The organism is Microvirga sp. HBU67558, from assembly GCF_018069605.1.
Classification (GTDB): domain Bacteria; phylum Pseudomonadota; class Alphaproteobacteria; order Rhizobiales; family Beijerinckiaceae; genus Microvirga; species Microvirga terrae.
Genome location: NZ_JAGPUP010000445.1, coordinates 1 through 14,784 on the forward strand (window position 1 = coordinate 1; position 14,784 = coordinate 14,784).

Annotated in this window: 18 protein-coding genes and 1 tRNA gene; 10 read left to right on the forward strand and 9 right to left on the reverse strand. The window is 62.8% G+C overall.

Annotation, left to right across the window (positions count from 1 at the left end; genetic code table 11):
- The 5 genes from KBI52_RS05385 to KBI52_RS05405 form a co-directional block, all read right to left on the reverse strand.
- Positions 1-197: TCP-1/cpn60 chaperonin family protein (locus KBI52_RS05385; protein WP_305797876.1), on the reverse strand; the 197-nt coding region annotated here is incomplete at its 3' end.
- A 56-nt stretch (positions 198-253) separates the two neighbouring features.
- The gene (groES, locus tag KBI52_RS05390) at positions 254-568 is read right to left on the reverse strand and encodes a co-chaperone GroES (protein ID WP_173945316.1); all 315 of its coding nucleotides are present in this window, start codon (positions 566-568) and stop codon (positions 254-256) included.
- Between the two features lie 334 nt (positions 569-902).
- Complete coding sequence (locus tag KBI52_RS05395; RefSeq protein ID WP_210805912.1) at positions 903-1,115, reverse strand: SlyX family protein; 213 nt, start codon at positions 1,113-1,115, stop codon at positions 903-905.
- On the reverse strand, positions 1,108-1,863 hold the full coding sequence (locus KBI52_RS05400) for a rhodanese-related sulfurtransferase (protein WP_210805914.1): 756 nt from the start codon (positions 1,861-1,863) through the stop codon (positions 1,108-1,110). Before KBI52_RS05400 ends, KBI52_RS05395 begins: the two co-directional genes overlap by 8 nt.
- Before the next feature lie 111 nt (positions 1,864-1,974).
- On the reverse strand, positions 1,975-3,432 hold the full coding sequence (locus tag KBI52_RS05405; RefSeq protein ID WP_210805916.1) for an amidase: 1,458 nt from the start codon (positions 3,430-3,432) through the stop codon (positions 1,975-1,977).
- A 334-nt stretch (positions 3,433-3,766) separates the two neighbouring features.
- On the opposite strand from KBI52_RS05405, the gene KBI52_RS05410 reads away from it, so the two are divergent.
- The 3 genes from KBI52_RS05410 (at position 3,767) to KBI52_RS05420 (ending at position 5,518) form a co-directional block, all read left to right on the forward strand.
- A complete protein-coding gene (locus KBI52_RS05410) occupies positions 3,767-4,552 on the forward strand; it encodes a Crp/Fnr family transcriptional regulator (protein ID WP_210805918.1) in 786 nt (261 codons plus the stop codon).
- 100 nt (positions 4,553-4,652) lie between these two features.
- Positions 4,653-4,934, forward strand: coding sequence for a hypothetical protein (locus KBI52_RS05415; protein WP_210805920.1), 282 nt, complete (start codon positions 4,653-4,655; stop codon positions 4,932-4,934).
- A gap of 152 nt (positions 4,935-5,086) precedes the next feature.
- Positions 5,087-5,518: a hypothetical protein gene (locus KBI52_RS05420; RefSeq protein WP_173945322.1), complete on the forward strand. Its 432-nt coding sequence runs from the start codon at positions 5,087-5,089 to the stop codon at positions 5,516-5,518.
- A gap of 67 nt (positions 5,519-5,585) precedes the next feature.
- Here the strand turns inward: KBI52_RS05420 and KBI52_RS05425 are convergent, their stop codons facing one another.
- The 3 genes from KBI52_RS05425 to KBI52_RS05435 all read right to left on the reverse strand — a co-directional run bounded on the left by KBI52_RS05425 (position 5,586) and on the right by KBI52_RS05435 (position 9,697).
- Positions 5,586-6,704: a branched-chain amino acid ABC transporter substrate-binding protein gene (locus KBI52_RS05425; RefSeq protein ID WP_210805922.1), complete on the reverse strand. Its 1,119-nt coding sequence runs from the start codon at positions 6,702-6,704 to the stop codon at positions 5,586-5,588.
- A gap of 31 nt (positions 6,705-6,735) precedes the next feature.
- Complete coding sequence (solA, locus tag KBI52_RS05430; protein WP_173945324.1) at positions 6,736-7,875, reverse strand: N-methyl-L-tryptophan oxidase; 1,140 nt, start codon at positions 7,873-7,875, stop codon at positions 6,736-6,738.
- A 148-nt stretch (positions 7,876-8,023) separates the two neighbouring features.
- Positions 8,024-9,697 carry a calcium-binding protein gene (locus KBI52_RS05435; RefSeq protein ID WP_210805924.1) on the reverse strand — a complete coding sequence of 558 codons (1,674 nt, stop codon included), beginning with the start codon at positions 9,695-9,697 and terminating at the stop codon, positions 8,024-8,026.
- A 427-nt stretch (positions 9,698-10,124) separates the two neighbouring features.
- On the opposite strand from KBI52_RS05435, the gene KBI52_RS05440 reads away from it, so the two are divergent.
- The 7 genes from KBI52_RS05440 (at position 10,125) to KBI52_RS05470 (ending at position 13,977) form a co-directional block, all read left to right on the forward strand.
- A complete protein-coding gene (locus tag KBI52_RS05440) occupies positions 10,125-10,634 on the forward strand; it encodes a YidB family protein (protein ID WP_173945326.1) in 510 nt (169 codons plus the stop codon).
- Positions 10,635-10,809: 175 nt separating this feature from the next.
- Positions 10,810-11,052: a hypothetical protein gene (locus tag KBI52_RS05445; protein ID WP_173945327.1), complete on the forward strand. Its 243-nt coding sequence runs from the start codon at positions 10,810-10,812 to the stop codon at positions 11,050-11,052.
- Between the two features lie 134 nt (positions 11,053-11,186).
- A complete protein-coding gene (locus tag KBI52_RS05450) occupies positions 11,187-11,492 on the forward strand; it encodes a hypothetical protein (protein ID WP_173945328.1) in 306 nt (101 codons plus the stop codon).
- 125 nt (positions 11,493-11,617) lie between these two features.
- Positions 11,618-11,881, forward strand: a complete 264-nt coding sequence (locus KBI52_RS05455) for a hypothetical protein (RefSeq protein WP_259060095.1) — start codon at positions 11,618-11,620, stop codon at positions 11,879-11,881.
- Positions 11,882-12,262: 381 nt separating this feature from the next.
- Positions 12,263-12,353: transfer RNA gene (locus tag KBI52_RS05460), tRNA-Ser, on the forward strand.
- Positions 12,354-12,927: 574 nt separating this feature from the next.
- The gene (locus KBI52_RS05465) at positions 12,928-13,125 is read left to right on the forward strand and encodes a hypothetical protein (RefSeq protein WP_173945330.1); all 198 of its coding nucleotides are present in this window, start codon (positions 12,928-12,930) and stop codon (positions 13,123-13,125) included.
- 474 nt (positions 13,126-13,599) lie between these two features.
- Positions 13,600-13,977 (forward strand): response regulator, encoded by a 378-nt coding sequence (locus tag KBI52_RS05470; RefSeq protein WP_315974886.1) that lies wholly within the window; start codon positions 13,600-13,602, stop codon positions 13,975-13,977.
- Positions 13,978-14,028: 51 nt separating this feature from the next.
- On the opposite strand, the gene KBI52_RS05475 is transcribed toward KBI52_RS05470, so the two are convergent.
- On the reverse strand, positions 14,029-14,784 hold a 756-nt coding region (locus KBI52_RS05475), incomplete at its 5' end, for a hypothetical protein (protein ID WP_210805926.1).

Below are 14,784 nucleotides of genomic sequence, written 5' to 3' on the forward strand. Positions count from 1 at the left end.
AACTTGTCGGAGAGCTCGATCTCCTTGGCGACGGTGACGCCGTCCTTGGTGATGCGCGGAGCCCCGAAGGACTTCTCGATCACCACGTTGCGGCCCTTGGGGCCCAGCGTGACCTTCACGGCATCGGCCAGAATATCGACGCCGCGCAGCATCTTCTCGCGGGCGTCCAGGGCGAATTTGACTTCCTTAGCAGCCATTGTTCGTCACTCCTGATGAGACGTAACGATGTGTGACTCTGATGGTGGGATCGGCCTTACGCGGCCTTCTTCTGGGCGGCGGTTTCTTCGAGCACGCCCATGACGTCGCTCTCCTTCATGATCAGGAGATCCTCGCCGTCGATCTTCACTTCCGTGCCGGACCACTTGCCGAAGAGCACGCGGTCGCCGGCCCTCACGTCGAGGGGAACCAGCTGGCCTTGTTCGTCGCGGGCGCCGGGCCCGACGGCGATCACCTCGCCCTGCTGGGGCTTCTCCTTGGCGGTGTCCGGGATGATGATGCCGCCCGCCGTCTTCTCCTCGGCGTCGATACGCCGGACCACGATCCGGTCGTGCAAAGGACGGAACTTCATGAAGCTTCCTCCAATGATATCAGCATGTTGACTGCTCAAGCGGAGCCTCTCGGGCCTCCGCGGTCGATGATTTGGTCTGGCAATCTTGACCGTTCAAGAGGGGGCGTGAAAATTTTTTGGCACTCTCCGGAACCGGATGCCAAGAACTCATTTCGCGATGGAAGGTGGTCGCGATACAAGATGCCTGATGCCCGTCATCACCGACCTTGTGCCGGTGATCCCGATGATGTGAAGCACCGCGCCTCACCGGATTGCGATAGCCGGTGCGATCCCGGCCGTAACCAGAAGACGCCAGCGCAGTCTGCTAAGCGTCTCTGGCTACCGTTCAGGTCGACTAGTAGTGCGGCGGCGGGGGCTCGGAGGCGGACGGGCCGCCCGCATTGTCCTCGACCTCCTGGACCCGGTCGAGCAGCTCGTTGAGCTGGCGCTTCAGGCCATCGATCAGCTTCCACTGAGCGATGACCGTCTGGTTCAGGTCCTCGACCACCTGGTCCTGGTAGGCGAGGCGTACTTCGAGCGCTTCGATGCGGCCTTCGACGTCATTCATCGGACGGTCCCGTCTCACCCGAGCGCTCCACGAGCCCGTGGCCGAGCGCCACCCGTTCGTCGAATACGAAGCACCCCCCGTTCCAGCGGCTCTCCGCCTCCGGAACCTCCTCCAGGTATTTGAGGATGCCGCCCCTGAGGTGGAAGACCTCCTCGAAACCCTGGGCCAGCATGTAGGAGCTGGCCTTTTCGCACCGGATGCCCCCCGTGCAGAACATGGCGACCTTCCGGTGCCGCGTCGGGTCGAGTTCCGCCTTCACGAAGTCCTTGAACTCGCTGAAGCGCTTGATCCGGGGATCGACGGCGCCCGCGAAGGTGCCCATCTCAACCTCGAAATCGTTGCGGGTGTCGAGGAGCACGATGCCGGGCTCCTCCAGCAGCCGGTTCCAGTCAGCCGGCGACACATAGGTGCCGACGCGGCGCAGGGGATCGGTCTGCGGATCGCCCAGCGTCACGATCTCCTTCTTGAGCCGCACCTTCATGCGCTTGAACGGCATCTCGGCCGCGGTCGAGAACTTGAGTTCGAGGTTGTCGAGGCGTCCCTCGAAAACTGCGCCGTCGCGCAATTCGCTCATCAGCGCGTCGATGGCCTCACTGGAGCCGGCCACCGTCCCGTTGATGCCCTCCTGGGCGAGCAGGAGCGTGCCCCTGATCCCGAGATCCAGGCAGATCCTGTATAGCGGGTCCTTCAGCTCCCGGAAGTCCGGCAGCGGCACGAACTGGTAGAGGGCGGCAACCTTGTATGTCATGCCGGCTGTTTATCAGCAGGCGCGGAGACGGGGAACCCACCTATCGCGGCCCTGATGTCGCTTCAACCCCGTCCGCTCCTCGTCATGGCCGGCGGCCGCAGACCTGCCGCGCTACGCCTTCGGCCATGGCCGCCGGTCCGGGCACATCTCCTCCCAGGCCTGCGAGAGCCGCAGCACGCCTACGTCGTCGAAGCGGCGGCCGATGATCTGGAGCCCGATGGGGAGTCCCGCCGTCGTGAAGCCGGCATTGACGGAGGCGGCGGGCTGATCGGACATGTTGAACGCGACCGTGTAGCCGATATGCTCGAACGGCTCCTCCGGGTTGTGGATGGGAGATGCCAGTTCGGCCGGGTAGGCGACGCAGGGCGCCACTGGCGAGATCACGAAGTCGAAGCGGTGCGTGGCGGCGACGGCCGCGTGGCGCATCACCATCATCTGGTTCATGCCGCTGTAGACCGCGGCGCCGGTCAGGTCCCGGCCGCCCTCGGCCCATTGCAGGATGTAGGGCAGGATCTTTCCGCGATCCTCATCGCTCAAGGGAGCGATGTCCGTCCACGCCCGCTGGCGCCAGAAATCGTCCAGGCCGTCGAGCATTTCGCGGGTGATGAAGGGCGGCATCTCCTCGACGCTGGCGCCAGCCGCCGCAAAGGCTTTTGCGGCCCTCTCCACGGCCGCCCGGACCTCCGGATCGAGCGTGAGGCCAATGCCGGCCTCCATCATCACGCCGATCCTGAGACCCTTGAGATCGATGCCGAGATCGAGCCACGGCAGATCCTGATACGGCAGGCTCATGGGGTCGCGGACGTCCGGCCTCGTGAGGCTCGTCATCATCAGGGCCGCGTCCCGCACGGTGCGGGTCATCGGCCCGGCCACGCGACCGTAATAGGTCGGGTCGATGGGAATGCGGCCGAAGCTAGGCTTCAGGCCGAACACGCCGCACCACGAGGCCGGCAGGCGGATCGAGCCGCCGATATCGGTGCCGATATGGAACGGTCCGTAGCCGGCCGCCGCTGCAGCGCCCGCCCCGGCCGAGCTGCCGCCCGGGTTCTTCGCGAGGTCCCATGGATTGCGCGCGAGCGGATGGAAACTCGACAGGCCCGAGGAGAGCATGCCGTAATCCGGCATGGTGGTCTTGGCGAGAATGACCACGCCGTCCTCGCGGAGGCGCGCCGCCGCGGGCGCATCCTCGGCGGCAGGGACGAGCGGTCGCGCGGCCGTGCCGAGCGGCACCGGGACACCCTTTGTTGCGATGTTTTCCTTGATGGTCGCGGGAATTCCGTCGAGCGCCCTCGCCTGCCCGCTCATCCAGCGCTGCTCGGACGCACGCGCGTCGCGAAGCGCCGCGTCAGGATCGAAGGCATAGAGCGCCTGGAGCCGCGGCTCGTAAGCCTCGATGCGAGCGATCACCGCTCTCGTGACGTCGACCGGCGACACCGCCTTCCGGGCATAGGCGTCGAGGAGCTCGGCTCCCGTCCAATCGGCCAGATCCTCCGGGCTGCCGTGCGTCCGATGCGAGGGCGATTGCGTGCTCAATGCAAGATTCTCCTGAAGGATTCTATCCCGGGCCATGCTGAAGCCTTCGGCGGGAGCGGTAAACCGGTTTCGTCCCTGCCGACGCGCATGGGCCCATGACGCCAATGCAGAAGCGGACTCGCGGGAAGATTGGAGGCGCTCTACTCTTTGGAGGCATGCCCGTCAGCTCATGGCACAAAGGCACCGCGTCGTCGTTTCCCAGCGGCGGGCATCCATCGCCCGGCTCCCGGCAAGGAGAAATGTCCGGAGCCTGAACCGTCCATTCACGCAGACGGCGCGAGGTTGAGCATCCTGACGCTGCCACGGTGTTGGTCTGTACGAATGTCCGGCCTGTCTTCCCGGGCCTCTCGAAAGCGGTGATGATCCTGCCATGAAAAATGGGACGAAGGCCGCTCTCCATCGAAGGAACCAGCTCCTCGCGGCACTGGAGCCCGACGACTACGCGTGGCTCGAGCCCCATCTCGAAATCGTCGAACTGCCACGCGGAAAGGTCGTGTACCAGAGCGGCGAGGCCATCCGGCACACCTATTTCCCCCATGACGCAGTCGTGTCCCTCGTGACCGATCTGCAGAACGGCGGCTCGGTCGAAATGGCGGTGTTCGGCCGGGAATCCGTCTTCGGCTTCGTGAGCGCCCTCGTCACCCGCCAGTCCTTCGGCCGCTACGTGACCCAGATCGCCGGCACGGCATCGCGCGTCGCCCTGGAGCGGTTGAGCAGGGCGCTCGAAACGCGTCCCGCCATTCGCCGCGTGCTCTTCCGCTATTCTGAGGCTCTCCTGACACAGACGCTCCAGACCGTTGCCTGCAACGCCGTTCACAGCGTGGAGGCCCGGTGCTGCCGCGCGATCCTGGGCACCCGCGACAGGACGGACACGGACGACCTTCCCCTCACCCATGAAATCCTGGCCGAAATGCTCGGTGTTCAGCGGTCGAGCGTGAGCAGCGTCACGAGCGCGCTGCAGCGGATGGGCCTCATCAGCCAGGGTCGAGGCACGATCAGGATCACCAACCGGGCCGGGCTCGAGGACACCGCATGCGAGTGCTACCACGCGATCCGCCAGAGCTTCGAAAAGCTCATGCCGGAGGGCCGCCCGCAGACGGAACCGAGCCCCCGGTCTCGCCCGGCTCCGGCGCGCCATCGCAACAGCGCGCGCTGAATGAAGATTTCTTCCGGCTTTGTCGGCTTCCCAACAGACGGGGTAATCCTACCTTAGTATCGTGAGGCCCTATTAACGCAAAGTTAATACGAGGGAAGAGATGAACGATACTAAGTTTCATAACGAAGAAGCGAATAACGGGGCTCTCCTTCCTAAAATGTATTCCCCCTCTTTCCAGCCGTTGCTGCAGTCTCTTCTGGCAACCCTGGCCGATCTCGATTTCGACTACGAACAGGAGCGCGAGAAGCTCAACACGTCGCCCGACGCCAACATCAAGATCCGTGCTCTGGAGAAGCTGAAGGCCCGTCACTACGAGCGGCGGCAGCCCTACATCCAGCAGCTCGCAATTCTGCAGAAGCGCATGATGGAATTAAGAGCGTAGTCAAACGTCTCATTCTACGGCGTCGTTCGAACGCCAGCCGACGAAGTCAAGAACACCAGCTCTTTGGGGCATGGGCGCTCAGCCGGTCAGGCCGGGTGGGTGCATTCACAAGACCTGAGCCCATTCCAATGGCTCATGAGGGATTGCAGCCAATGACCGAGGAAGAAATCGAGATTGTCGCGGAGGAACTGGCCAAGATCGGGGGCGTGACCTGGTATCCGGGTCGGGAGAAAGGGACCCTGATGCGGGTCGTCTGCGACCGGTATCGCGACCGGGCCAGGGTGGCGATCGAAGCCCTCGAGCGCTACCGGGCCAGCCAGCAGGCCGCTCTCGCGCAGGACAACATGCAGGGTGATGCTCCGCCGACGACCTGCCGGGCCGCGGCCCGACCTCATGACATCAAACCCGGCTCGACGGTCATCTACCGTCCCCCGGGCGACCGGAGGGCCTATTCGTGCCGGGTGGTCGAGATCGAAGGCAACCGCGCTTATCTTGCCCCCATTCTCAGGGCCTGTACCGAATGGGTGTCGATCGAGCACCTCGTCCCGTCCCGGGAGCAGGACAAGGCCGCCGCCCGCGACTGAACCCGCTCCTGACGAGAACCAGGGCGGCTCCGACGGAGCCGCCCTTGCCGCTTCCGGCCGGCGCCCCTTACTGGGTCAGCTTGCTGTACGAGCCGCCCTTCCAGACGTTGATGTTGTATTTCGGATCCTTGATGTCGCCCTTCTCGTCGAAGGTGACCGGCCCGAGGACCGTATCGACGGTCGTGCTGCGCAGGGTCTTGGCCACGGCCTTCGGGTCCGCGCTCCCGGCCTTGCCGATCCCGCCCGCGATCGCCTGGACGGTCGCGTAGGAGAAAAGGGTGAAGCCTTCGGGCACGAAGCCGATCTCCCGGAACTGCTCGAGGGCTCCCTTGGCCGCGTCGCTGTCGCGACCGTCCGGCGGGAACGTGAACAGGGTTCCGTCCGCCGCAGGGCCGGCCACGGCGCCGAATTCCGGCGTGGCGATGCTGTCGCCCATCATGAGCTGGAACTTGAAGTTCTGGTCCGCCGCCTGGCGCATCATGAGCCCCGCTTCGGTGTGGTAGCCGCCGAAATAGAGGAACTCGACGCCCTGGCTCTTGAGGCGGTTGACCACCGCCTTGTAATCCTTCTCGCCCGGGTTGATGCCCTCGTAGAGAACCTCCTTGACGCCGGCGCCGTTGAGGGATGCCCTGACCACGTCCGCAAGGCCTTTGCCATAAGCGCTCTTGTCGTGCAGGATCCCGATCTTCTTGGTTCCGTAATTCTGCTTGATCCACGGCCCGATGAACTTGCCCTGGGCATCGTCGCGGCCGTAGAGCCGCATGATGGTCGACCAGCCCTGCTCGGCTGCCTTGTCGGTCATGGCCGGGTTGCTGGACGCCGGGCTCATCATCAGGACGTCCGCCTCGGCATAGACCTCGGAGGCCGGGATCGAGGAGCCCGAGCAGGCGTGGCCGTCAACGAATTTGATGCCCTCGGCGATGATGCGGTTGGCGATGGCGACGGCCTGTTTCGGATCGCAGGCGTCGTCGTAGATGACGACCTTGACGTTTTTCCCGTTCACGCCGCCGCTCTTGTTGATGGCCTGCGCGGCGAGCTCGGCGCCATGCTTGAGCTGCTCGCCGATGGTTGCCACGGCACCAGTCATCGGACCGGCCACCGCGATGGTGATGTCCTGCGCGCGGGCAAAGCCGCTTCCGGCCAGCAAGGCCAGGATGGACAGGTGACAGACGTAGCTTCTCTTCATGGCGGTGCCTCCTGCTGCTTGCTTCGCCGCCTCAGGCCGATTGCGACCGAAAGCGATCAAGCTTGAAACGAGAGATGTCGTTGGCGGGCACTTTTCCAAGAGCGAGGTCGGCCAGGACCTCTCCGATCACGCTCGCGAACTTGAAGCCGTGTCCGGAGCAGGGCGAGGCGAGAATGATTCGCGGATCGGCCGCAGACCGATCGATTACGAAATCCTCGTCTGGGGTGCGGGTATACATGCAGGTCCGCATCGCCTTCAGGGGTCCGTTAGCGTCCGGCATCGCGAGGGCGAGCATGCGGCGGATCTGGGCCTCGTCGTCAGCTCCGCCGTTCTGCGCGAGGTCGTCCGCCGAAGCGAGATCGTCTCCCCGGCGGTGGGAGGCCGTCTTGACGCCGGTGCCGGCGAAATCTGGGAACCCGTAACAGGCATCGTCCTCGGATTCGAGGATGAAGACCGGGCAGCGGTCCGGAGCGTAGGAAGCCGACTTCAGCGGCTCGAACCAGCCGAGCACCTGCCGGGTCAGCCTGAGATTCGGCCTCAGCCCGGGTGCGAAATCGCCGATCCAGGCCCCCGCCGCGATGACCACGGACGCGGCTTCGATCTCGCCGGAATCGGTCTTCACGCGCACGCCCGAGCCGAGCGGCTCGATCGCCAGGACGCGGGTCTTCGTCCGGACGTCGGCCCCATGGTGCTCTGCAAGGCGGACGAACTGCTGGATCGCGAGTTCCGGCCGCAGGAAGCCGCCGTCCGGCTGATACAATCCGGACCAATGGGACGGCAGCTTGAACGCGGGGAAGCGCCTGTTGATCTCGGCGGCACTCAGGACCTCGTGGTCGAGGCCGTGCGTCCTGGACGCTTCGAGCGATCCCTCGACGATCGGGCAACCAGGATAGCCGGCCTCCAGAACGCCCGTGACGGTGAGGATCGTCTGGCCGCAGATCGCCTCCAGGTCGCGCCACTTCTCCATGGCCCGGCGGGCCAGCGGCACATAGGACGGATGCTCGAAATAGGAGAGCCGGATGATCCGGCTCTCGCCGTGCGACGAGCCCCTGTCATGACCGGGCTCGAACTGTTCGATGCCGATCACGCGCCGCCCCCGGCGCGCAAGGTCGAAAAGGGCGGAGCTTCCCATGGCGCCGAGCCCGATCACAGCCACATCGAACGTCGTCATCACCCACCCCGTCAAAGCCATCCCGAACTTGGGCGCATAGATTCCGCACGGACGGACACTTCGTCAATCCGACGGGCGGCGCGAGCCCGCGCCTGGAACCTCCGTGCAAAGGCCCCGCAGCCTCCTGCGGGGCCCACGACTTCCGTGATCAGATGATGAAGAAGTCCTTCTCGCTCATCGCCGTCTTGTTGCTGAACCTGGCGATCTCGACGGCCGCCGCACCACCGGAACCGTCCTTGTCATAGGACAGGACACCCGTCTTCTTGTTGTAGACGAGAAAGTCGTTCCGGTCGTCGGCATGGCTTCCGACCGTGAAGAACGCCTTGGCGAGCTTGAGGGGCTTGTCGGGAGTGCCCTTCTTGATCGCGGCGTAGAACGACTTGTTCGCCTTGAACAGGGCGTTGTCCAGCACGATCTTGTCCTGTCCCGCCTTGAAGTCCTTGATCGTGTCGGTGTTGGACTTGCCGAGCGTCGTGTCGAACACGAACCAGTCCTTGCCCGTGCCGCCGGTCAGGAGGTCCTTTCCGGATTTGCCGTAGATCATGTCGTTCCCGGCACCGCCGTTCATCGTGTTCTTGGACGAGGTTCCGAGCAGCACGTTGTCGAACGCATTGCCGTTCAGAACGGGCACGTCGCCGACCGCATAGACAGTGTCGATTCCGGAATTCGCCGCCAGGGTGAAGCTGGTGCTGGCATAGACCACATCCACGCCGCCCGTATCGACGATGACGTCGTTGGCATTGTCGACGTAATAGACATCGTTTCCGCCGCCGCCATGCATGACGCTGCCGCGACCCTTGCTGCTGAGGACGTTGCTGCCCTCGTTGCCGATCAGGGTGGTGGTGTATTCATTGCCCGTCAGATTGATCGGAGCCTGGCCGTCCGCCGCCCGGAGAACCTCCACGGCGCTCATCCCGACATCGTAGCTCACGCTCGCGATGACCGTGTCCGTGCCCGCATGGTAGGATTGCTCGCGGGCCTCGTCGTTGGCGTTGTCGACGTAATAGACGTCGCTGCCCTCGCCGCCCTGCATATGGTCCGTGCCCGCACCGGCATCGAGTGTGTCGTCGCCCCCGGAGCCATAAAGCGAGTCGTTGCCGAGGCCGCCCGAGATATAGTTGGCCTTCCCGTCGCCGGTGAGCGAGTCGTTGTAGTTGGATCCGACGACGTTCTCGAAATTCACCCACGTGTCGCTGAGCGAGTCGTTGACCCCGCCTCCGCCTGCATTGAGGCTGACGGAAACGCCCTGTCCCGACAGGGCGTAGGACACGGTGTCGATGCCGTCACCGCCGTCCATGATCTCCTGCCCGGATCCGCCGATGATGGTGTCGTTGCCGGCTCCACCCGACAGCACGTGCTTGTCGCCGTTTCCGATGATGAGATCGTTATGGGCAGTCCCGATGATCCCTTCGATTGAGTTGTAGACGTCGCCCGCCGCGTCGCCGGTGCTAAGCGCAGTGTCGCGCAGGTTGATGACCAGCCCGGTCGCCGAACCGGCATAGGATGCGTAATCCCAGTAGGTCACCCCGGACCCACCGTTCAGAACGTCCGCGCCGTCGCCGCCGACGAGGGTATCGTCATTGTTGTCGCCGCCGTTGAGAACGTCGTTTCCGGCGCCGCCGTCGAGATAATCCTTGCCGTCCCCGCCGTTGATCGTGTCGTTGCCGCCATGGCCATAGATGACGTCGGCGTAATCGACGGAAGCATTGTTGTTCCCGTTCAGCACTTCACTGTCGTCAGTGCCATGAATGACATCGGCGGCGATCGCAGCCAGGGCCGATGAACTGATCGAAGCGACGGGATACTGATGTTGTTCAGACAAAACTCTATCCTCTTTGAAGATGCGAATTTAGGATTGTTTGCTCAGGCCCGAGCTCGGCCGTTTACGCATGTGCAAAGAGCGCCTGCAAGATTGCAAAGTTGATGGGCTAGCCCACCTGGAGTGACCGAAGAAATGATTTGTCCAATCGCTTCAGTATCTTGGACGGCAACGCGCCGAGATTGCGCTCCTGCGCGGAGCGTGCGTCGACGCACAAGTCACGCAATATCATTCGGCGCCCCTTAATTGAGAAGATGCATTCAATTCTACCTGGAGGAGGCGGCTTCGCTCGCCGGGCTGCTTGGAAGCAATCAACCTTTCCTGGTGAATCAGGCCAGGGAGGCCGCACCTCAAAGCCGAAGCGGGCCGCTGTCCCATGGAACCGTTTCCCCGCCCCTGCGGTTCTCGTGCATCGAACGAGGAGGAACACATGAGCCGTGGCTTTCCATCCATGACTGCCCTGTTGGGGCTTCTTGCCGTTGCGGGCTTTCAGAACCGGGACAAGATCGCCGAGATGCTCGGTGGCTTGGGGAACAATCCGGCTGGAGCGCCGGGAGCCCCGGGCGGTTCCGGACATCAGCAAGGCAGCCTGGGCGGCGCCCTAGGAGGTGCCCTGGGAGGCGGCCTTGGGGGCTTGGGCGGTCTCCTGGGTGGCCTGAGCGGTCAGAATCCGGGTGGCATTCTGAGTGGCGGCCTGGGCGAGCTCGTCGACAGCTTCCGGCAGAACGGTCAGGGCGACATCGCCGATTCCTGGGTTGGAACCGGCCCCAATAAGGAGGTTGCTCCCCACCAGCTGGAGCAGGCGATCGGGCCCGACACCCTGGCGACCCTGACGCAGCAGACCGGCCTGTCCCGTGAGGAAATTCTGGCTCGGTTGTCGAGGGAGCTTCCGCAGGCTGTCGACCAGTATACACCCGAGGGCCGGATCCCCAGCGCCTGACCTGACCGCCCGGTCACCGGGGCGATCATCCGGGGAGAGCGCCACGGCTGTCTCAGGCGGCCGGGCGCTCTATCCTTTTGACCTGCCTCCTACCTCCATCGTTGTCCTCCTCCGAAAAATCGTCTTCGGCTAGCCTGCGAGGGCTCCGCTGCGAAGCGGAGCGTAGGAGGCGCTGATGCATACGGACCGCTTTGTCGTCTTCAGGTTTCAGGACGAGTGGCTGGTGACTTACGCCGATAGGGAACAGTCGGCATTCTCAACCCGACAGGATGCAGAGCGATCCGCCTTCGACGCAGCCGACATGCTGGCTTCCATCGGCCGCGCCGTTTCCGTGCTCATCATTCCCGACGGCTCGGACAATCTCTCCGGGCCCTCATCCGACGGGGGCGAACCCATCGGAAAGAACAGCCTGAACTAGGCCCCTTCCGCGTCGCGGATCTCGCAATGCCCGGTCGGCCGCCGACTCGGTTTCGCGGCCGTCACGCTGTCTCTCGCCTGTGGGATCCGACTGGGTTAGGATGTGTCTGACGATGGGCTCTTCGGGAGCGGGACGTGGCCATGCTCTGGGCAAAGAAGGCAATCGGCCCCGCTGACTGGGGCCCGACGCAGGACCAGTTCGAAGAGCTTTTCGTCAAGCTCGGTGGCCCGAAGCAAATGATGCTCGCCGCGGCCGCCGATCCGGCATCCGGCCAGTCGATCCTGCTGATGAGCCTTCCGAACACGACATTCCTGGGATTCTTCTCAGGTTTCGAATGCGTGACCGAGGACGCCTTGCCCGCGGAGGCCGCCCTGCTGGTCGGCCACAGCGACGAGCTGCTCAAGCACTTTCGGTACCCGGCCCGAAGACCTGTGCCGTGAGCCGGAGCGGTCCTTTTCCCTGAACATCGTCGCTGTCGGCAAGCTTGCCGCAAGCTTGGGCATTCGGTTGCCACAATTGGCTGCCAATGGCCGATGTCGTCGGAACCTTCGCAGTGGAGAGCATTGTGACCGTAGCCCCTGATCTGGACGAGATGGTGGATCTTCTTGCCCTGAGCCGGCCGTTCGAACGGACGAGCGGCTCGACCATGGCGTGCAAGGTCGCGACATTGCCGCTTCGGGACGCCATCGCGGTGGTCGTGGAGGACTGGGCCGACGACAAGTTCAGACAGCTGAGCGCCGTCATCGTCCGTCCCTCGGCCCCGGCCATCCGCAGCTTCGAGGAGATCCGGCGCCTCTACGACGCCACCGAGACCGCGCCGGTATCCTAGATGAAGCACAGCGGCGCTCCCTGGCACGCATCATGCCCTCCCTTTGAGCGGAGAGGCCTATATTTCACCAGTCCGGCCCCTTCCCTTCCAGACGCGCAGCCGTTCTTATAGGGCGTGTTCAGCAATCAAAGGAGGGACGGCGTGGAACTCGACGAAGCACAAGACGCATGTCCGAGGTGGTTTCCGGTGTTCCTGTCAGGCATCGGGCTCGCAAGCCTCGCCCTGTCCCATCTGTTTTGGTAGAACCCACCTGAGGAGCCGGAGGCCGGTTTCCCCTTTCGCCATGCATGCGACCGGACGATTTTGGACCTTGACGAAGGGACTCTGTTCGCGTCTATTGCGCCACCTGCGAAGCGGATCCCAGATCCGGCCCTTTCGCCTGGAGACGTGGCCGAGCGGCTGAAGGCACTCGTTTGCTAAATGAGCATACCCCAAAAGGGTATCGAGGGTTCGAATCCCTCCGTCTCCGCCATCATTTCTTTCTAAGTAATTGAAATTGTGGCTTAATATGGGAAGAGTCGCGAAGCTTCCCCACCTTGTTCCCTACCTTTGTAGTTGGCTTAGCCATCGAACCGCTGAGCCTTACTAACTCGGATGCGGGCTCCCGCTTCGCTTATTCAACCTTGCAACTGGCACCTGCCCGTCGATCAATCTCGGCTGCAACGGCTGACCAGTACCGGAAGCCCTTTTCGCTTCCACGAGAGCGGCAATAAAAAGCCTGCTGCCGGGCACGGGCGTATGCCGCCGCGCCTTCATAGGTGATCAGGCATACAGCTTCGTACTCGACCGGTGTGAGCCCGTCTTGACGCCGTCGTTTAAAAAAGCGGTCAATGGATCTGCGGATTCGACTGAGCAATCGCTTCATCGTGGACAGTATGGACAAGCGACAATGCGGGTCAATCAGGCAGGTCCGGGCGCTGTAGCGGAACAAAGCTAGGCTGTCGGTAGTTGGAGGCTGTCAGCTTAAGGACACCGGAGGATCTGCGTTGTCTCTAAGTCTCGTCAGTCACTCGGCCATCACTGCCACCAAGAGGTGGGATACTGAGATGCTGGCCTATCTTGGGGCTCTCCCCGGCGCAGCTTCAGGATGCTTGTACGAGTTGTACGAAGCCCTCGCTTATGACCTGAGCGAGATCGAGTCATTTGCCGAGATCCTGGGGGACATCACGGCAGCCATGTTCGTAGGCGCTGCTTTGTTCGCCGCCGTCTCCGCCATTCGCAATCGGCGAATGGCATCCTTCTGAGCTAATCTCAGGCTTGGGACAGTGCCGCCGTGGCTAGCGGTCAAGCTACGGGTACGAAGGGCGATGCGGGAAATGGCTGGAGGCCAGTCCATCTTGCGCCGCGGGACGGCACGCCCGTACTTCTCTGGATGATCGAGCACGAGACCCCTCCGAAGATCCCGGATCCGGTGGGATTCTGGGTTCCCCATTCCAAAGCTGGCGTCGGCTGTTGGTGCCTTTTCGGCGAGCCGCTGCGCTTCTGCTCGGATCAGCAGATACGCGGTTGGCGCTCGCTTCTCGAGGGTTAGTGATACCCTGCGGATCCAGACAGAGCCTTTGCGGAACAGCATGAGTCTGTGCGTGCGGCGGCACACAGGGTGCTGGCCCCGGATCATGAGGATTAGGAACGGCAGCCCATCTCCTTTGTTGGGACTCCGTCACCCATTTGCAGATCCTGGTCACATGTCAGCTTCAGAAACACGGATGGTGGTCCTCGTGGTCGAGGATGAGACCCTGGTACGCATGTTTATGACCGACTTCCTGGACGAAGCCGGATTCAAGGTCTTTGAGGCCGTCAATGCCGATGAGGCAATGACTGTTCTCAAAGCGCGTCCCGACGTTCAGGTCGTCGTCACCGACATTGAGATGCCCGCAGGATCCATGAACGGCCTCAACTTGGCTCGGGCTATCCAGGAGCGTTGGCCGGGGATCGGGATCGTCATCACCTCAGGTCGAGAACGTCCCGGCCCCGACGACCTGTCGGATAGGGTTGCTTTCCTCGCCAAGCCCTATTTGCCCGACACCATCATCAACGTGATCCGGCAACTGGCCACGCCTCAGGTGGTGGAGCCGCAGTCGGCCCAGAGCGCCTGACGTACCGCCTGCTCTTAGTGGGCGGCAGGGGACTTCGTGGCTGCTCACCCATCAAGGGATTAAGCTGATATCAGAGAACTGAAAGGCAAATTCCGGCTTTTGGATTGACCCTGAGAGCGTCCTGCTCTTCTCAGAGAAGCAGTCCCGTTCGGCTCTGATGAAACTTCCGGAGAAGCGAATCCATTGCCCCTTAGCGAGTAAAGAGTTTTCAAACAGAGCACCAGGCGCACCTATGATGAGAGCATTTGTCACCTTCAAGGACTCGTTATGCTCAGCCCGGATAGTAGTATTGGCATCAAGCGAAACAGCTAATGTAGTGCGCCCATTTGTATCGGTTGAGACAGCCGCAATCTGACCGACCCACTTCTGCACATTCGCGCTGGGGAAAGTATTGCAAAGGAGTTTCTCACGATAAGACTGAGTGGTCTCATCAACCATATCCTCCCGCCCGCCTGGTGAATATTTCACGCGTGCTTTGTGACAGATTTTCATGAATTCGTATTGGTCGGCCGGTACGCTCAAGTCGCTCTTCCAGCCTTGGGCCTGTGAGGTGAGGTTCTGGTAGAAAGCAGCTATCAACGAGGGGGCGCCAAAGGAGCGTCCCGATGAGACCGGATTCGGTATTTGGTCTGGCTGCCCCGCGTCGCTTGCGAGTGCGCAACCGATGAAGCCCGCGAGAGCGATGACAGCTCCCTGTCGCCGCGAGTGGACATGAAGCAGGCTAAAGGGGATCAAAACAGAAGCTGATCCAACAAGTAGGGCGAGTATCGACGCTGAGGCAATGCAGTTCCACATGCTGCCCCCCCC